The organism is Mesorhizobium sp. M0060 (genome assembly GCF_040323155.1).
Taxonomy (GTDB): Bacteria; Pseudomonadota; Alphaproteobacteria; order Rhizobiales; family Rhizobiaceae; genus Mesorhizobium.
The window spans coordinates 211836-229261 of the sequence record NZ_JAMYUP010000002.1; the positions used below are offsets into that span (position 1 = coordinate 211836).

15 protein-coding genes are annotated in these 17426 nt (G+C 63.6%); 10 read left to right on the forward strand and 5 right to left on the reverse strand.

Annotated features, from left to right (window positions below; translation table 11 throughout):
• Positions 1-121 precede the first annotated feature (121 nt).
• Positions 122-1303, forward strand: coding sequence for an MFS transporter (locus NKJ94_RS03335; RefSeq protein ID WP_352522960.1), 1182 nt, complete (start codon positions 122-124; stop codon positions 1301-1303).
• A 51-nt stretch (positions 1304-1354) separates the two neighbouring features.
• The gene (locus NKJ94_RS03340; RefSeq protein WP_352522961.1) at positions 1355-2389 is read left to right on the forward strand and encodes an aldo/keto reductase; all 1035 of its coding nucleotides are present in this window, start codon (positions 1355-1357) and stop codon (positions 2387-2389) included.
• Positions 2390-2436: 47 nt separating this feature from the next.
• Here the strand turns inward: NKJ94_RS03340 and NKJ94_RS03345 are convergent, their stop codons facing one another.
• On the reverse strand, positions 2437-2709 hold the full coding sequence (locus tag NKJ94_RS03345; protein ID WP_352522962.1) for an usg protein: 273 nt from the start codon (positions 2707-2709) through the stop codon (positions 2437-2439).
• Positions 2710-3013: 304 nt separating this feature from the next.
• Here NKJ94_RS03345 and acs point away from each other — a divergent pair, with 304 nt between their 5' ends.
• A complete protein-coding gene (gene acs / locus NKJ94_RS03350; protein WP_352522963.1) occupies positions 3014-4969 on the forward strand; it encodes an acetate--CoA ligase in 1956 nt (651 codons plus the stop codon).
• A complete protein-coding gene (locus tag NKJ94_RS03355) occupies positions 4969-5712 on the forward strand; it encodes an MOSC domain-containing protein (RefSeq protein ID WP_352522964.1) in 744 nt (247 codons plus the stop codon). Before acs ends, NKJ94_RS03355 begins: the two co-directional genes overlap by 1 nt.
• A gap of 1 nt (position 5713) precedes the next feature.
• Here the strand turns inward: NKJ94_RS03355 and NKJ94_RS03360 are convergent, their stop codons facing one another.
• The 3 genes from NKJ94_RS03360 to NKJ94_RS03370 form a co-directional block, all read right to left on the reverse strand.
• The gene (locus tag NKJ94_RS03360) at positions 5714-6982 is read right to left on the reverse strand and encodes a class I SAM-dependent methyltransferase (protein WP_352522965.1); all 1269 of its coding nucleotides are present in this window, start codon (positions 6980-6982) and stop codon (positions 5714-5716) included.
• A 387-nt stretch (positions 6983-7369) separates the two neighbouring features.
• Entirely contained in the window at positions 7370-8731 is a 1362-nt protein-coding gene (locus NKJ94_RS03365) for a pilus assembly protein TadG-related protein (protein ID WP_352522966.1), read from the reverse strand.
• 319 nt (positions 8732-9050) lie between these two features.
• Positions 9051-9920 carry a transglutaminase-like domain-containing protein gene (locus tag NKJ94_RS03370; RefSeq protein WP_352522967.1) on the reverse strand — a complete coding sequence of 290 codons (870 nt, stop codon included), beginning with the start codon at positions 9918-9920 and terminating at the stop codon, positions 9051-9053.
• A gap of 179 nt (positions 9921-10099) precedes the next feature.
• Here NKJ94_RS03370 and NKJ94_RS03375 point away from each other — a divergent pair, with 179 nt between their 5' ends.
• Positions 10100-10771 (forward strand): HAD-IA family hydrolase, encoded by a 672-nt coding sequence (locus tag NKJ94_RS03375; RefSeq protein WP_352522968.1) that lies wholly within the window; start codon positions 10100-10102, stop codon positions 10769-10771.
• 17 nt (positions 10772-10788) lie between these two features.
• On the opposite strand, the gene NKJ94_RS03380 is transcribed toward NKJ94_RS03375, so the two are convergent.
• A complete protein-coding gene (locus NKJ94_RS03380; RefSeq protein WP_352522969.1) occupies positions 10789-11001 on the reverse strand; it encodes a DUF1674 domain-containing protein in 213 nt (70 codons plus the stop codon).
• Positions 11002-11118: 117 nt separating this feature from the next.
• Here NKJ94_RS03380 and htpX point away from each other — a divergent pair, with 117 nt between their 5' ends.
• The 5 genes from htpX to purH all read left to right on the forward strand — a co-directional run bounded on the left by htpX (position 11119) and on the right by purH (position 17399).
• Positions 11119-12135 (forward strand): zinc metalloprotease HtpX, encoded by a 1017-nt coding sequence (gene htpX, locus NKJ94_RS03385; protein WP_352522970.1) that lies wholly within the window; start codon positions 11119-11121, stop codon positions 12133-12135.
• A 26-nt stretch (positions 12136-12161) separates the two neighbouring features.
• Entirely contained in the window at positions 12162-12458 is a 297-nt protein-coding gene (locus NKJ94_RS03390; RefSeq protein WP_352522971.1) for a hypothetical protein, read from the forward strand.
• Positions 12455-13801, forward strand: a complete 1347-nt coding sequence (locus NKJ94_RS03395) for an RsmB/NOP family class I SAM-dependent RNA methyltransferase (protein ID WP_352522972.1) — start codon at positions 12455-12457, stop codon at positions 13799-13801. The genes NKJ94_RS03390 and NKJ94_RS03395 overlap by 4 nt, the downstream gene beginning before the upstream one ends.
• Before the next feature lie 148 nt (positions 13802-13949).
• A complete protein-coding gene (locus tag NKJ94_RS03400; protein WP_352522973.1) occupies positions 13950-15698 on the forward strand; it encodes a heparinase II/III family protein in 1749 nt (582 codons plus the stop codon).
• Positions 15699-15782: 84 nt separating this feature from the next.
• Entirely contained in the window at positions 15783-17399 is a 1617-nt protein-coding gene (purH, locus tag NKJ94_RS03405; protein WP_352522974.1) for a bifunctional phosphoribosylaminoimidazolecarboxamide formyltransferase/IMP cyclohydrolase, read from the forward strand.
• Positions 17400-17426 lie beyond the last annotated feature (27 nt).

Genomic DNA, 17426 nt, shown 5'->3' on the forward strand with positions numbered 1-17426 from the left:
CAGACAATGTGCCCTAGGCAAGGCTGGTTCACAGTCCGGTGCAGCACGATCTTTCAGGCCGGGGCGTGGGAGGACACGGCGCCCGTCGTCAAAACTGGTCGCCATCGAAGTGGGAACCGCCATGCCTCTTGCTCTCTACGCTCTTGCCGCCGGTGCCTTCGGCATCGGCGTCACCGAATTCGTCATCATGGGCCTGCTGCTCGACGTCAGCACCGACCTCGGCGTCTCGATCTCGGCTGCCGGCCAGCTGATTTCCGGCTATGCGCTGGGCGTCGTCATCGGCGCGCCGCTGCTGACCATCGTCACCGCCCGTTGGCCGCGCAAGACCGTGCTTTTGGCGCTGATGGCGATCTTCACGCTGGGCAACCTCGCCTGTGCGCTAGCCCCCGACTACTGGACTCTGATGGGTGCCCGCGTACTCACCGCCTTCGCCCACGGCACCTTCTTCGGCGTCGGCTCGGTCGTGGCGACCGGGCTGGTGGCACCCAACAAGAAGGCTTCGGCGATCGCCCTGATGTTCACCGGCCTGACCATCGCCAACATCCTCGGCGTGCCCTTCGGCACCTGGCTCGGCCAGGCCTTCGGCTGGCGCGCGACCTTCTCGGCGGTAACCCTGGTCGGCATCGTCGCCTTCGCCATCATCCTACTGCTGGTGCCGCGCAGCCAGGCAGAGCCTGAGAAGAGCAATTTGCGCGGCGATCTCGCCGTGCTCGGCCGCGCGCCGGTGCTGCTTGGCTTTGCCACCACTGTGCTTGGCTACGCCGGCGTCTTCGCCGTCTTCACCTATATCGCCCCCTTGCTGACCGAGATCACCGGTTTTCAGGAAGCAGCCGTATCGCCGATTCTGTTGGTCTTCGGCGGCGGCCTCATCGCCGGCAATCTCGCCGGCGGCAGGTTCGCCGACCGCTGGCTGATGCCTTCCGTTCTCGGCAGCCTTGTCGTGCTGGCGCTGGTGCTCGGTACGATGACATTCGCACTGCACAGCCAAGTTATGGCCGTCATCTATGTCGGCCTGCTCGGCGCCGCCGCCTTCGCCACCGTGGCGCCGCTGCAGATGTGGGTGCTGGAAAAGGCGCAAGACGCCGGTCAGAGCCTTGCCTCGTCCGTCAACATCGCCGCCTTCAATCTCGGCAATGCCGCCGGCGCCTGGCTCGGCGGCGTGGTCATCGCCCATGGTCCCGGCCTCGGCGCCGTCACCTGGGTCGCCGCCCTGCTACCGCTTTCGGCGCTTGGCGTGGCGGCGCTGGCGCTGCGCTTCGACCGTGGCGCAGCGCTCGCCCTGCCGGTATCCGCCCGATCGTAGCGGTGCCGGGCAAACCCAGATCGTTTTTCGAAAACAACAAGGAGCAAAACCATGGATTATCGACGTCTTGGCGCCTCGGGCCTGAAGGTTCCCGCGCTTTCGTTCGGCGCCGGAACCTTCGGCGGCTCGGGACCGCTATTCGGCGCCTGGGGCAACAGCGATGCGACGGAAGCGCGACGGCTGGTCGACATCTGCCTTGAGGCTGGCGTCAACCTCTTCGACACCGCCGACGTCTATTCGAACGGCGCCTCCGAACAGGTGCTCGGCCAAGCGATCAAGGGCCGCCGCGACGCCGTGCTGATCTCGACCAAGACATCGCTGCCGATGGGCGACGGGCCGAACGACGCCGGCTCGTCGCGTTCGCGCCTGATCAGGGCAGTAGACGATGCGCTCAGCCGGCTCGGCACCGATTACATCGACCTTTTGCAACTGCACGCCTTCGACGCCGCAACACCGATCGAGGAGGTGCTGTCGACGCTGGACAGCCTCGTGCGCGCCGGCAAGCTGCGCTATATCGGCGTTTCCAACTTTTCCGGCTGGCAAGTGATGAAGTCGCTCGGCCTGGCGGATAGATACGGCTATCCCCGATACGTCGCCCATCAGGTCTATTACTCGCTGGTCGGGCGCGACTATGAATGGGAGTTGATGCCGCTCGGCCTCGACCAGGGCCTCAGTGCGCTGGTGTGGAGCCCGCTCGGCTGGGGCCGCCTGACCGGCAAGATCCGCCGCGGCGAGAAGCTGCCGGAAAAAAGCCGGTTGCACGATACGGCAAGCTTCGGACCGCCAGTCGAGAACGAGCATCTCTATCGGGTGGTCGAGGCGCTTGACATCGTGGCCAAGGAAACCGGCAAGACCGTGCCGCAGATCGCCATCAATTGGCTGCTGCAACGGCCAACCGTCGCCTCCGTTATCATCGGTGCGCGCAACGAGGAACAACTACGCCAGAATCTTGGCGCCGTCGGCTGGTCATTGACGGCCGACCAGATGAAGAAGCTCGACGCGGCAAGCGAAGTCACCGCACCCTACCCGTATTTTCCCTATCGCCGCCAGGAGGGTTTTGCTCGGCTGAGCCCGCCCGCGGTCTGACGCTCCAGGGCTGACGGCGGCTCCCAGACTGCCGCCCGCGCGGCGCTCTAATGCAGCAAGAACTCGCCATCGACCTTGCGCCACTCATTCGGCGCGATCAGCTTTTGGTGCGTGTAGCTCACCGAATGCAGCGGGCCTTCGAGCTTGGCCTTCCAGAACTCGATGAAGCGGATCAGCACCGGAAATTTCGGGGCGATGTCGTAGTCCTGCCAGATGAAGCTCTGCAGCAGATGCGGATGATCGGGAAAGTGATAAAGAATCTTGGCCGTGGTCAAGCCATAGCCCTTGAGCATCAGGTCCATTTCGGAATGGTCGCGCATTGCGGTCCCCTGGTTGATTCTCCTTCCTCCCAATTTGAAATTGTGCGCGCTATTTGCTTAAGCGTCTATTGATCTTTTGTGGTGTAGACCGGGTTTACTACGCAAAAACATGTAGTTAGCAGCGATCCCGCCGAGTGCTGACAGCAGTGACCAAAGCGCCTGCGGCATCCCGCCGCGCAAATCCAACGTCTAATGTTGCCGTCACCGCCGAACTGTTAATAATGCGCGCGAATTCGCGGCCGCATCGCCGCGATGCCGCTGGCAGTCAACCCGGCGGGTTGGGTTTCGGGAGGAAAGCTAAGAAATGTCCGATGTTCATGTCCACCGCGTCCAGCCGGCGTGGAAGAAGAACGCGCTGATCGACAACGACACCTATTTGAAATGGTACGCCGACAGCGTCAAGAACCCGGACAAGTTCTGGGGCAAGCACGGCAAGCGCATCGACTGGTTCAAGCCTTTCAGCAAGGTCAAGAACACCTCCTTCGACGGCAAGGTCTCGATCAAATGGTTCGAGGACGGCCAGACCAATGTTTCCTGGAACTGTATCGACCGGCATCTGAAAAAGCGCGGCGACCAGACCGCCATCATCTGGGAAGGCGACAATCCCTACGACGACAGGAAGATCACCTATAACGAGCTTTATGCGCACGTCTGCCGGCTCGCCAATGTGATGAAGAAGCACGGCGTCAAGAAGGGCGACCGCGTCACCATCTACATGCCGATGATCCCGGAAGCCGCCTATGCGATGCTTGCCTGCACGCGGATCGGCGCCATCCATTCGGTCGTCTTCGGCGGCTTTTCGCCGGACGCGCTGGCCGGCCGCATCGACGACTGCAAGTCGACTTTTGTCATCACCGCCGACGAAGGCCTGCGCGGCGGCAAGCCGATCCCGCTGAAGGAGAACACCGACAAGGCAATCGAGATCGCCGCAAAGGCCGGAACCCAGGTCGAAAGGGTCGTCGTCGTGCGCCGCACCGGCGGCAAGACCGGCTGGATCGCCGGGCGCGACGTCTGGTACCATGACGAGGTCGCGACGGTTAAGGCCGAATGCAAGCCGGAGAAGATGAAGGCCGAGGACCCGCTGTTCATCCTCTATACGTCGGGCTCGACCGGCAAGCCGAAAGGTGTGCTGCACACCACCGCCGGTTATCTCGTCTACGTCTCGATGACCCACCAATATGTCTTCGACTATCATGACGGCGACATCTACTGGTGCACCGCCGATGTCGGCTGGGTCACCGGCCACAGCTATATTCTCTACGGGCCGCTCGCCAACGGCGCCACCACGCTGATGTTCGAAGGCGTGCCGAATTACCCGTCGCAATCGCGCTTCTGGGACGTCATCGACAAGCACAAGGTCAACATCTTCTACACCGCCCCGACGGCGCTGCGCGCGCTGATGGGTGCCGGCGATGCGCACGTCACCAAAACGTCGCGCAACTCGCTGCGTGTGCTGGGCTCGGTCGGCGAGCCGATCAATCCCGAAGCCTGGGAGTGGTATTTCAACGTCGTCGGCAACGGCAAGGTGCCGATCGTCGACACATGGTGGCAGACCGAGACCGGTGGCATCCTGATAACGCCGCTGCCCGGCGCCACCGACCTCAAGGCGGGTTCGGCAACGCGGCCGTTCTTCGGCGTCAAGCCGCAGCTGGTCGACGGTGACGGCAGGGTGCTGGAAAGTGAAGCCAGCGGCAATCTTTGCATCGCCGATTCGTGGCCCGGGCAGATGCGCACCGTCTATGGCGATCACGAGCGCTTCGTGCAGACCTATTTCTCGACCTACAAGGGCAAGTACTTCACCGGCGATGGCTGCCGCCGCGATGCTGACGGTTACTACTGGATCACCGGCCGCGTCGACGACGTCATCAACGTCTCCGGCCATCGCATGGGCACCGCCGAGGTCGAATCGGCGCTGGTCTCACACGAGAAAGTCTCCGAAGCCGCGGTGGTCGGCTATCCCCATGACATCAAGGGCCAGGGCATCTACTGCTACGTCACCCTGATGGCCGGCGAGAAGCCGAGCGAGGAGCTCCGCAATGAACTCGTCGCCCATGTCCGCAAGGAGATCGGCGCCATTGCCTCGCCCGACAAGATCCAGTTCGCACCGGGCCTGCCGAAGACGCGCTCCGGCAAGATCATGCGGCGCATCCTGCGCAAGATCGCGGAGGACGATTTTGCTGCGCTTGGCGACACCTCGACGCTGGCCGATCCAGCAGTCGTCGACGACCTGATCGCCAATCGGCAAAACAAGAAGAGCTGATGCAAGCCTCGTTGGGTGCTGTCACCGAGCTTTGGCGCTACCCCGCGAGCTCGCTCGCCGGCGAGCGCCAAGAGGTGATCTCGGTCGGTTGGCACACCGTTGAAGGCGACCGCCTGTTCGGTCTCGTCGATGCTTCGAACAACGAAATTGCACGGCCCGATCGCGAAGCGAAATGGCACAAGGTGCCGCGCATCCGTACCCGGCTGTCGCCGGCCGGCGGACTGGAGATCGCCGTCCCCGACGGCGACTGGCTGGCCGCACCCGGCGCTGACAGCGACCGCGCCGTTTCCGCCTATCTCGGCTTTGCGGCTTCTATCCGGCCGTTTCGCCGGGAGAATGCCGCGCCGGATTACGCCGGTCCCCTGCTGGCGGAGCGCTACGTCAAGGCCCCCATTCATCTGCTGACCACCGCTTCGCTGGCGCGTTTGAAGGCGCTGCATCCGGAAGGCGTCGCCGACCCGCGCCGCTTCCGGCCCAACATCGTCGTCGACATGCCTGAGGTCGAGGGGTCGTTTCCCGAGACGGAATGGATCGGGCGCAAGCTGGCGATCGGCGACCTGCTCCTGACCGTCTCCGAGCCGTGCCGCCGATGCGGCTTCACCATCATTGCCCAGGACGGCTTCGACCACGATCCGGCAATCCTGCGCAGCCTGGTCCGCCACAACGCCCACAATCTCGGCGTCTACTGCACGGTCGACCGGCCCGGCCGGATCGAGATCGGCGCGACGATGCGCTTCCTGTAGGCTATCGATACAAATCCGCACGCGTCGGCGGCAGGCCGCTGGGGCCGCGCGCCCGCCTGGTGGCGACGGTCTGGAAAATCTGCGCCGAGGCGCGTTCGAAGGTGATCGAGCAGCCGGTGAGATAAAGCAGCCAGAGCCGCGCCTTGGCTTCGCCGACTTCGGCGATCGCCTCGTCGAAGCGTGCATGGAGACGTTCGGCCCATAGCCTGCAGGTGCGCGCATAATGCTCGCGCAAGTTTTCGACATCATAGACGAGCAAGCCATGCGCCTCGAGATTGCCGAGCGTCATGCCGATCGTGTCGAGTTCGCCGCCCGGGAAGATGTATTTGATCAACGCCTTGAATTCCGGCCCCTTGCGCAGCGTCTTCTTCAGGCTGCCCTTGTCGCGCCGGGTGATGGCATGGTGCAGATAGATGCCGCCGGGTTTGAGCAGGCGATGGATCGTCGAGAAATAGGCCGCATGGTTGGCAAGCCCCAGATGCTCGAACATGCCGATCGACGAGATCTTGTCGAAGGAGCCGGAGAGCTCGCCATAGGATTTTATCTCGATGGTGATGCGGTCCTCCAGCCCTTCGGCACGGATGCGTTCGCGGGCGAGTTCGGTCTGTGCCTCCGACAACGAAACGCCGTGGCCGACGACGCCATAGTTCTTCACCGCGTGAATGAGCATCGCTCCCCAGCCGCAGCCGATGTCGAGCAGTTTTTCGTCGGGCTTCAGCCGAAGCTTGCGGCAGATATGGTCGAGCTTGTCTTTCTGCGCCTGGTCGATATCGTTGGCGAAATCCTTGAAGTAGCCGCAGCTATAGACCATCCGCTCGTCGAGGAAGAGCCGATAGAAGGCGTTGGAAATATCGTAATGGTGCTGGATCGCCTCCTTGCTCGAACCGCTGACGAAAGGATTGCGGCCGGAAAGGTCGGTGCGCGTCGTCATCTGTTTTCGCGAAAGCAGCACGGCCGGCAGGTCGCGCAGGATCGCCAGCTTCGGCAATGACTTGAGCTTCGTCCGGAGTTTGCCTTGCGTGGGCAAGGCGTAGAAATCGAACAGCGATCCGTCTTCGACGTCGACTGCCTTGGAAATCCACATCTCGATCAGCGTCGAGAAGGAGGGGCGGCGTACGATCTGCCAGACGATGTCCTGGTCGTTAATGGTGAGCACCGGGCCGGCAGCCGGGCCGATCCGCTCGCCCGTCCACAACCTCACCGCAAAGCCCGGCTTCAGCGTTTCGATAACCGTTCGAACGATCCGGGCTGCCCTATCGGCTGGATCCATCCCCGTCCTCCCTTACCCGGAACAATAGTGGCCCGGAACAATAGCAGCGCGATCTTGCCTGCCCGATCGGCCGGCCGCAAGCCGCCTGGGTGCGCAAGCACGCTTGTTCAGGATTTTCGGGTGCCGCGCCTTGCCATTTGCCGGGTGACACCCCATCATGAGGGAGTGTTCAACAAATCGAAAGGAGGTGATCCGATGTCGAGTGATTTCGTTTTCCAGAACGTGGCCTCAGCGGATTGCACTTTCGGGAAGCAGTCTTCCCGTTAAGGCGCGAGATGCGCGGCTGGCGACCAACCGTCGCCGCCCGGAGCCGCGCCATGGACGGAAACACGGAAGGCCGCCGGCTTCGCGAGAAGCGGCGGCCTTTTCTTTTTGGGCTGTTGTCCCCTATTTGGTTACGCTCAACATCTCGACGTTGCGCGCTATATCCTGGAAAGCCTGGTTGAGTTCGGTTCCATTGGCCGCTTGGTAGAAGTGCTTGATCTTGGCGGTGTCCGGGCTCGCGCAATCCTGGAGCGTCGCCTTGGCATTCGTTTCGTTTAGGTCAAACCCAATAGTGAAGATCTCGATGCCCTTGTCCCGCATGGCAGCGCAAAGTTTCTTGGCCGCCGTGCGGGTCGGCTCCTTGCCGGCGTCATTGTAGACGTCGCCGACGGTGCTCGCATCGAAGTAGGATAGGTTGAACTCGCCGTCGGTCATTAGGATCGCGATTTTGGCGACCTTTTTTGGATCCATCTTGGCCGGCCGTTGCGAAGTCCTCATTATGCTCCCCCAGTTTTCCGACAGCATGTACCAGGTCCACTGCACGCCGATATGGCCGGCGGTGCCGCCGGAGGCGACGAAATTCTTGATGACCGTCTTGAGCGCCGTCGCATCCGCCGTCAGCGGCATCAGCGTGGCGGCCGGGCAGGCGGCGGTGCCGGTTTGCCAAGCGAAGGACGACAGCAGGTAGTCGCGGTTGACCATGCTGGCGTCAGGGCCTGCGTCCGAATATTGATAGGTCCCCTTGCGTTCGGTGGCGCAATTGTCCGGACGGATGAAGCCCGTGACATACTGCACGGCGTCATTGGCCGGCGCCTGTTTGCGTTGGCTGGCGGTGGTTTCCACATAGACGCTGCTGGAGGCAAGCGTACCGGCATTCACCGAATTGGCGTAAGGCACGATGGCAACCCGCACTCGCGGCTTGGAGGGGTCCTGGCCGCCCAGGAAACTGTCGACCGCATTCGCCGCAGCCGCCCGCAGATCGATGATTTTCTGGCCGGCCATCGACCCGGTCACGTCGAGCATCATCGCGACTTCGATCTCCTTGTCCGAATAGAGCGCCGTCGTCGATGCTGGAACGCGCTGCATGCCACCCGTGCTGAAAAACGGGAAATAGTAGCTGACGTTGACATGGACGTCCGCCTGGACGGTCTTGGCGGTCCTGTCGATCGCCAGATTGTCGAGAACGATCTCGTTGTCCTGCAGGATACCCGCCGTGCTGTTGGCATCGAGAAAGGCCTGCACCGATTTGTTCGCGTCGGCCTCGCTGATGACGCCGGTCGTCAGGTCGCGGGCCGTCGAGGTGACCGCCGCATCGACCACGCCCTGCAGGCTCGATTTCACATTATAGAGTTGGGAGACGTTGATGGCAAAGCCAACGCTCAGCGCCAGCATTGAGCCGATTACGCCAAACAGCACCGCGAAATTTCCGCTGCGATCCGCGGCAAAGCCGCCGATCGTCTGAACAAGACCCCCGAAACGCCGCATCCTTCCGCCTCCATTCGCTACAGCCTGTAGCTGTCCGAAGGCGCATTGCAGGATTCCGGCCGGATCGCTCCGCCAGGCGGGCGAAAGCGAGCAGCTCCCCATCAGACCATTGTTTCCAAACGGTTTCGAGCCGCAATACAGTAAACAACCGGTAAATGAATGCACACCGGCGCGACTTTGTTCACGAAGCGCTTACCACGATCCGGCTTACAATTCGGGACGGCCGGACCGCGTCCCGATCCGGCACAGCCGAGATGTATCGAACCGGATCAGCGGTGGCGGGAGATGGAAATATCGACGATGAATGTGTCCGACACGACTAGGCCAGCATCCGTGCGCTGACCGTCCTGTCGACGCCGCGATAGGGCGGCTTGAACAGATTGCCTTCCTGCTCGTAGGTCCAGACCTTGAACAGGCTGAGCCGGTGCGGGCCGAAACTGTGCAGCAGCGGCACGTCGGTGGCGTCGCGGCCGCGCGCAATGACGACGCGGCCGATTCTCCGCAAATTGTGGCGGGGATCGAAGATGTACCACTTGCCGTCGAGGAACACTTCCATCCAGGCCGAGAAGTCCATCGGCGCCGGATCGGCGGGCACGCCGATGTCGCCGAGATAGCCGTTCACGTAGCGGGCCGGGATGTTCATGCAGCGGCAGAGCGTGATTGCCAGATGGGCAAAGTCGCGGCAGACGCCGACGCGTTCCTCATGCGCCTGCGCCGCCGTGCGGGTCGAGCGCGCATAGCCGTAGCCGAAGGAAAGGCGGTTGTGGACATAGTCGACGATCGCCTGCACCCGCGCCCAGCCCGGCGGAAGCTGGCCGAAGAGTTGCCAGGCCAGATCGCTGAGATGATCGGTCTCGCAGTAGCGGCTGCCGAGCAGATAGCCGAGCACCTCATCCGGCAATTCCTCGACCGGGACTTGCCTGGCCAGCGTGTTGACCTCGTCCGTCTCGCCACTGTCTTCGACCACCGCATCGTAGAGGATGCGAAAATTTCCGGCCGGCGCCGTGAAGCGGCGGCAGCTATTGCCGAAGACATCGTGGTAGACCCTGGTCGGCACGGACGGCGACGTCAGCACGCGCGTCTGCCGCTTGATGTTGGCCTGACGATCCTTGTGGATATCGAGCAACGAAACGACCGGCGTGGCTGCAACGCATTCAATGGCAATTTCATAGCCGAGCCGAATCAGCATCGTCCTCCCCCATCGATCGTCGTGAAAGATAGCTCCGATCAACGCGGGGACATGCGCAGCGGTTCCGTGGAGAGGCCGAAAACGACGCCGCGCGGCTTCCCATACGGACGCGGCAACGTTACGGTCGATCGACATGCTTCCTTCGAAATAATCCCTCCAAAATGACTCCGGAAAAACCGATGTTTGCAGGCAGAAAATTTGCGGCCTTCCTGTTCGATATGGATGGCACGATTCTCAATTCGATTGCCGCGGCGGAAAGGGTCTGGGCAGCTTGGGCGCATCGGCAAGGTCTTGACGTCGCCGCATTCCTGCCGACCATCCACGGCGTTCGGGCGATCGAGACCATCGGCCGGCTGGCACTTCCGGGCATCGACCCTGCCCGCGAAGCCGATGCGCTTTTGCAGGCCGAGGCGGCCGATGTCGAGGGCATTCGCCCGATTGCCGGCGCTGCGGCGTTCCTGGCGTCGCTGCCGCCCGCGAGCTGGGCGATCGCCACCTCAGCGCCCCGCGAACTTGCCTTGCTGCGCCTGCAGGCCGCCGGCATTCCGGCTCCCGCCGTAATCGTTGCCGCAGAGGACGTGTCCCGCGGCAAGCCGGCGCCCGACTGCTTCCGGCTGGCGGCCGAACGGCTCGGCGTCGATGTGCGCGACTGCCTCGTCTTCGAGGACGCACCCGCCGGCATAGCGGCAGCCGAGGCCGCGGGCGCCGCGGTCGTGGTGATCAGCGCCACGCACCGGCATCCGTTGGAGACGCCGCATGCCGCCGTCGCCGGCTATGACGCGATCGGCATTGCCGTCGATGCCAGCGGCTGGATCACCATCGAAGCGGAGCGGGCCTCGCAGCCTGCTTAGCTAGCACCCTGTTTGGGCTAAAAGTCGCTGGTCAGGCCCTTGACCTCCCAGTCGCCGTAGCGGCCGGGCTCCTTGCCGCCGCGCCCGCCGATCTCCCTCGGCAGTGTGGCTTCCTTCGCGCGATATTTCTCCCGCCGCGCCTCGGCCTCCGCCAAGGCGCGCCGGGCTGCCGGCGCCAGCGGCTTTTGCGGCTCGCCGTTAGCACGCGTTTTGCTGGTTTTGTCGATCATGCGATCTTCCGGTAGATTGAAACAGGCCCCCGATTGAAACGGGAACCGCTGTTTCCCATCATATAGCGATGGGTCCACAAGGATCGACCCCTTTGTTGGGCCAGAACGGAGCAGACGATGAACACCCTTCGCACCGCCATGCTTTTGGCCGCAATGACGGCCCTGTTCATGGGCGTCGGCTATCTCATCGGCGGATCCGGCGGCATGATGATCGCCTTGCTGATCGCCGCCGGCACCAATCTGTTCAGCTATTGGAACGCCGACAAGATGGTGCTGTCGATGCACCGCGCCGTCGAGGTCGACGAAAGCAACGCGCCTGAATATTACGCCATCGTGCAGGGTCTCGCCCAGCGTGCCGGCCTGCCGATGCCGAGAACCTATCTCATCGACAATCCGCAGCCCAATGCCTTCGCCACCGGCCGCAATCCGCAAAATGCCGCTGTCGCCGCCAGCACCGGCCTGCTGCAGCAACTGTCACATGAAGAAGTCGCGGCGGTGATGGCGCACGAGCTTGCCCATGTGCAGCATCGCGACACGCTGACCATGACAATTGTCGCCACCCTTGCCGGCGCAATCTCGATGCTCGGCAATTTCGCCTTCTTCTTCGGCGGCAACCGCGACAACAACAATCCCTTCGGCATCGTCGGCGTGCTGGTGGCGATGATCGTGGCGCCCCTGGCCGCCATGATCGTGCAGATGGCGGTGAGCCGCACCCGCGAATACGAGGCCGACCGGCGCGGTGCCGAAATCTGTGGACACCCGCTGTGGCTCGCCTCGGCACTTGACAAGATCGCGCGTGGCGCCGAACGCATCCGCAACCCGGATGCCGAGCGCAGTCCGGCAACCGCCCATCTCTTCATCATCAATCCCCTTTCCGGCGAGCGCATGGACAGTTTGTTTTCCACTCACCCGAGCACAGAAAACCGCATCGCCGCATTGCAGAGGATGGCAAGCGAGATGGCCGGCGCACCCGAAGCGGCCGCGACGCCAAGGCCGACGCCGGAAGAGACCGGGCAGCAGCCGTCGGGTCCGTGGGACAGGGCCGCGCGGCCCGAGAGGCCGGCTGAGCCGGCCAGGCCGAAACCCAATCCCTGGGGACGCAATCCAACCGGGCCCAAAGGTCCGTGGTCGTGAGCGCAGCCGCGGGCGGGAAGGGGCCTATGCAACTTGAGGAGATGCGTATCCTGTGCGCTAAGCACTGGAACCCGATTGGAATACCTATGGAGAGTACAGCGACATCCAGAGAACCTGGATTCCGTCCGCTTCCTGCAGATGAGTATGACAACTATCTGCTGCAGATTATGAGTCTCGTGGTCGACGGCGCAGATCCCAGGCAAATCTCCGACTATCTCGGCAAGGTGGAGAATGAATACCTGGGGCTGTCTTCCCCCGCGGGTAGCAAAGATGATTTTCTCAACGCCGTCTTCGCATTAGCCAAGCGATCACCCGCACGATGACGCCGCTTCCAAGACAACCTTCGGAAGCGCCCGGCCTCGCCGCGCGAAAGGCAGCCGCCCGCCTGCTTGCCGCCGTCATCGATGCGAGAACGCCGCTCGACGGGCTGACCGACCATGAGAACGGCCATCCGCAATACAAGGCGCTCGACCTGCGCGACCGTGCCCTGGTGCGCGCCATTCTGGTCACCGCCCTGCGCTACCGCATGACCATATCGAGCCTGCTGGCCCGCCGCCTGGAAAAGCCGCTGCCGCCCAACGCCACAGCACTTTCGCACATCTTGCATGTGGCGGCGGCGCAGATCCTGTTCCTCGACATTCCCGACAGCGCCGCCGTCGACCTCGCCGTGACCCACGCCAAATCCGATCCGCGCACCACGCGCTTTTCCGGCCTCGTCAATGGCGTGCTTCGCACCCTGGCGCGGGCCAAGCAGGACGAGCTGGCGGCGGCACTTGCCGCCACCGACGAGGCGCCGAGATGGTTTTCCGACCGCTTGAAAACTGTCTACGGACCCGACAAGGCCAGGCAGATTCTGCTCGCCCATCGCCATGAAGCGCCGGTCGATTTCTCGGTCAAGTCGGATCCGGCGCTGTGGGCAGAACGGCTCGGCGGCTTCGTCTTGCCGACCGGCACGGTGCGGGTCGAAAAGCTCAGCGCTTCCGTCACCGAACTGCCCGGCTTTGGGGAAGGCGCCTGGTGGGTTCAGGATGCTGCGGCCAGCCTGCCGGCTCGATTGTTCGGCGACGTCAAGGGGCTTCACATCGCTGACCTCTGTGCCGCCCCCGGCGGCAAGACCGCCCAGCTGATCCTTGCCGGCGCCCGCGTCACCGCGCTCGACATGTCCCGAAACCGGTTGGCGCGGCTGGCGCAGAACCTCGAAAGGCTAGGCCTTTCGGCAGAGATCGTGCAAGCCGATCTGCTCAAATACGAGCCGAAGGACCTCTTCGACGCCGTCCTCCTCGACGCACCTTGCTCTTCGACCGGCACGGTGCGGCGGCACCCCGACGTGCCCTGGACGAAGACGGCGGCCGACGTCGAAAAACTGGCCGACCTGCAGCGGAAGCTGCTCGCCCGCGCCGTCACCCTGGTCGAACCTGGCGGACGCATCGTCTTTTCCAACTGTTCGCTCGATCCGCTCGAAGGCGAAGAGCTCTATCGCAACTTTCTCGCCGGCAATGCGGAAATCGTCGACGACCCGCTTCGGCTGCGTGAGATCGCCGGCATCGACCCGTTCCTGACGCCGCAAGGCACGTTGCGCACCACGCCTGCCGATCTGGAGCTAGGTTCGCCGGCCCGTTCCGGGCTGGACGGCTTCTTCGCCGCCCGCATGCGCAGAGTCGGCTAAGGGGTAGATCTCGAAGCGCAGTCCGACCTTTTTGGGGCGAGGAGGCACGGAAAACAGGCTGAACGGCCACGCTGTCGCGGAATTCGCCTTCGCACAAGTTCTTGAATCATATAAACTTGTGCTTGGGCGAGGACGATCAGGAGGGGTTTTGGCAATCGTTGCCGGTAACACGACGCGACTATGGACGCTTGTCGCGAGGGAGTTCTGGCGCAAGACGCGCCGGCGCTTGCGTGCCGGGCCACTCTATCGCTGGCGCTACTCCGGCCGCACGCCGGAGCGCGTCCTGATCGCCCCGCCGGACCTGCGCCTCGCCGATCCTCAGATCGCGCTCGAGATCTATTACGGCCGCTATCCGCTTTCGGGGCATCTGGTCGAGACCGGTGGCAAATCGCCCTTCCAGATCGACGTGCCCAATCCCGGCTGGCAAAGGACGCTGCACGGCTTTCGCTGGCTGCGCCATATGCGTGCCGCGGGCACCGAGCTCGCCGCCGCCAACGCGCGAGCATTGGTTTCCGACTGGATTGCAATCCATGGCAGCCATATTTCCGGCGTTGCCTGGGAGCCCGGCACGACGGCCAAGCGCGTCATTGCCTGGCTGCAGCATTCCTCGATCGTGTTGCAGGGCGCCGAATTTCCGTTCTACCGCGCGTTCCTGAAATCGCTCGCCGTCCAGATCCGCTATTTGCGCGCCATGGCGCGCGAGATGCCGGACGGCAAGGACAGGCTGCGCGCGCGCATTGCGCTGGCGTTTGCCGCTTTGTCGCTGCCGGCGCCCGCCTCGGCGCTACGCGGTGCCACCCGTACTCTCGCTGAGGAGCTCGATCGCCAGATTCTGCCTGACGGCGGCCATATCTCCCGCAATCCGATGGCCGTGCTTGAAATCCTCGCCGACCTTCTGCCGTTGCGCCAGACGTATGCCAATCAGGCCGAGACACCGCCGGCCGCCCTGATCGGCGCCATCGACCGGATGCTGCCGGCGCTGCGCTTCTTTCGCCATCAGGATGGCAGCCTTGCTCGCTTCAACGGCATGGGCGCCACCATTCACGACCGTATCGCCACCATCCTGCATCACGACGACACCGCCGGCGCACCATTGCTGCACGCGCCGCATTCGGGTTATGAGCGCCTGTCGATGGGTGGTGTCACGGTGATCGCCGATACCGGCCCGCCGCCGCCCGTCGACGTGTCCAATGCCGCTCACGCCGGATGCCTCGCCTTCGAATTGTCGTCGGGCCGCCAGCATTATATCGTCAATGCCGGCATAGACACCTATGGCGCCGCCGAATTCCGGCCGCTTGCCCGCGCCACCGCCGCCCACTCGACCGCCACCATCAACGATACGTCATCGGCGCGCTTCAACCACTCCTTGCGGGTCAACGACCTGCTCGGCACGCCTTTGATCGGCGGGCCGCAGCATGTGCCTTGCAAGCGTACCGACCAGAAGGGCAGCCAGGGCTTCATCGCCCGCCATGACGGCTACGTGGCGCGTTTCGGGTTCCTGCATGAGCGCGAGCTGAAATTGTCGACCGAGGGCAATGTGCTTGCAGGCAGGGACCGCTTCCTGCGGCCGGGCGGCGCTTCTATCCGCAACAATGGCCGTGATTTCGTTACGGTGCGTTTCCATGTCCATCCCGACATAAACCTGCTCCAGGATGAGCATGACCGCCTGGTGCTGACCGCCGACCATGCCGACACCTGGGTGTTTACCTCCACCGAAGTGACGCCCGAGGTCGAGGAATCGATCTATTTCGCCGGGCTCGGCGGCCCGCGCCGCAGCCGCCAGATCGTGCTTGCGTTCAAAGCCTCGGAGATTTCCGAGGTCCACTGGCAATTGACGCGGACCATTGTCGGCGGCCATCCGGAAAAAGCTGAAGCCAGTGGCAACGGCAGACGCTGATCAAGCCTTGCGGCTTGATTTCCGGGCCTCATATGCTACGGCCCGCGGACGCTCTCCAACCAGAAGTCGAAAGGCCGCCAGCCTATGGCCGTCGCCGCCAAGAATATTCCAGCGCCCGATCTCGTTCCCATCCGCCGCGCGCTGCTTTCCGTCTTTGACAAGACCGGCCTGATCGATTTCGCCAGGGCGCTGGCTTCGGCCGGCGTCGAGCTGGTCTCGACCGGCGGCACGGCGAAGGCCCTTGCCGAGGCCGGCATGGTCGTGCGCGACGTATCCGAGCTCACCGGCTTTCCCGAGATCATGGACGGGCGCGTCAAGACGCTGCACCCGTCGGTGCATGGCGCACTGCTCGGTGTTCGCGACGATCCCGAGCACGCCGCGGCGATGCGCGACCACGGCATCGAGCCGATCGATCTCGTCGTCTCCAATCTTTATCCGTTCGAAGAGGTGCGCCGCTCCGGCGCCGACTACGCGGCGATCGTCGAAAATATCGACATCGGCGGCCCGGCGATGATCCGTGCCTCGGCCAAGAACCACGCTTATGTCGGCATCGTCACCGACCCTGACGACTATGCCTCGGTGCTCAACGCGCTGGAGATGAATTTCGGCTCGCTGTCGCTGGATTTCCGCAAGAAGCTGGCAGCCAAGGCCTTTGCCCGCACCGCCAGCTACGATGCGGCGATCTCGGGATGGTTCGCCGAGGCGCTGGAGATCGAGCATCCGACATGGCGCGCCTTCGGCGGCAAGCTGCAATCGGTGATGCGCTATGGCGAAAACCCGCATCAGGGCGCCAGCTTCTATGTCAATGGCGACAGGCGACCGGGCGTCGCTACGGCGCGCCAGCTTCAGGGCAAGCAGCTTTCCTACAACAACATCAACGATACCGACGCCGCCTTCGAACTGGTCGGCGAGTTCGATCCGGCCCGCTCCGCCGCGGTTGCCATCATCAAGCACGCCAATCCGTGCGGCGTCGCCGAAGGCGCTTCACTGCAAGCGGCCTATGCCAGGGCGCTGGCCTGCGACCCGGTCTCGGCCTACGGCGGCATCGTCGCCATGAACCTAATCCTCGATGCCGAGGCTGCCGAAGAGATCGTCAAAACCTTCACCGAGGTCATCATCGCGCCGGACGCCTCGGACGAAGCGATCCGCGTCGTCGCCGCCAAGAAGAATTTACGCCTGCTGGTCACCGGCGGCCTGCCCGACCCGCGCGCGGCGGGTTTCGGCTTAAAATCGGTTGCTGGCGGCTTGCTCGTCCAGGGCCGCGACAATGCGGTGGTGGATGACCTCGAGCTGAAAGTGGTGACCCGGCGCGCCCCGACGCCGGCCGAATTGGCCGATCTGAAATTCGCCTTTCGCGTGGCAAAGCACGTCAAGTCGAACGCCATCGTCTACGCCAGGGATGGTGCCACCGTCGGCATCGGCGCCGGTCAGATGAGCCGGGTCGATTCCTCGCGTATCGCCGCGCGCAAGGCGCTCGACGCGGCCGAGGCTGCCGGTCTGACGGAGCCTTTGACCAAGGGCTCGGTCGTCGCCTCGGATGCCTTTTTCCCGTTCGCGGATGGGCTTTTGTCGGCAATCGAAGCCGGGGCCACCGCCGTCATCCAGCCGGGCGGCTCGATGCGCGACGACGATGTCATCGCCGCCGCCGACGCTCACGGCATCGCCATGGTCTTCACCGGAGTGAGGCACTTCCGGCATTGAGCGCCCGTCCCTCTCCTTGTGGGGAAG

Coding starts and splice junctions, on each gene's coding strand:
- NKJ94_RS03335 (WP_352522960.1), top strand. CDS start 122: ATGCCTCTTGCTCTCTACGCTCTTGCCGCCGGTGCCTTCGGCATCGGC.
- NKJ94_RS03340 (WP_352522961.1), top strand. CDS start 1,355: ATGGATTATCGACGTCTTGGCGCCTCGGGCCTGAAGGTTCCCGCGCTT.
- NKJ94_RS03345 (WP_352522962.1), bottom strand. CDS start 2,709: ATGCGCGACCATTCCGAAATGGACCTGATGCTCAAGGGCTATGGCTTG.
- acs (WP_352522963.1), top strand. CDS start 3,014: ATGTCCGATGTTCATGTCCACCGCGTCCAGCCGGCGTGGAAGAAGAAC.
- NKJ94_RS03355 (WP_352522964.1), top strand. CDS start 4,969: ATGCAAGCCTCGTTGGGTGCTGTCACCGAGCTTTGGCGCTACCCCGCG.
- NKJ94_RS03360 (WP_352522965.1), bottom strand. CDS start 6,982: ATGGATCCAGCCGATAGGGCAGCCCGGATCGTTCGAACGGTTATCGAA.
- NKJ94_RS03365 (WP_352522966.1), bottom strand. CDS start 8,731: ATGCGGCGTTTCGGGGGTCTTGTTCAGACGATCGGCGGCTTTGCCGCG.
- NKJ94_RS03370 (WP_352522967.1), bottom strand. CDS start 9,920: ATGCTGATTCGGCTCGGCTATGAAATTGCCATTGAATGCGTTGCAGCC.
- NKJ94_RS03375 (WP_352522968.1), top strand. CDS start 10,100: ATGTTTGCAGGCAGAAAATTTGCGGCCTTCCTGTTCGATATGGATGGC.
- NKJ94_RS03380 (WP_352522969.1), bottom strand. CDS start 11,001: ATGATCGACAAAACCAGCAAAACGCGTGCTAACGGCGAGCCGCAAAAG.
- htpX (WP_352522970.1), top strand. CDS start 11,119: ATGAACACCCTTCGCACCGCCATGCTTTTGGCCGCAATGACGGCCCTG.
- NKJ94_RS03390 (WP_352522971.1), top strand. CDS start 12,162: ATGCAACTTGAGGAGATGCGTATCCTGTGCGCTAAGCACTGGAACCCG.
- NKJ94_RS03395 (WP_352522972.1), top strand. CDS start 12,455: ATGACGCCGCTTCCAAGACAACCTTCGGAAGCGCCCGGCCTCGCCGCG.
- purH (WP_352522974.1), top strand. CDS start 15,783: ATGGCCGTCGCCGCCAAGAATATTCCAGCGCCCGATCTCGTTCCCATC.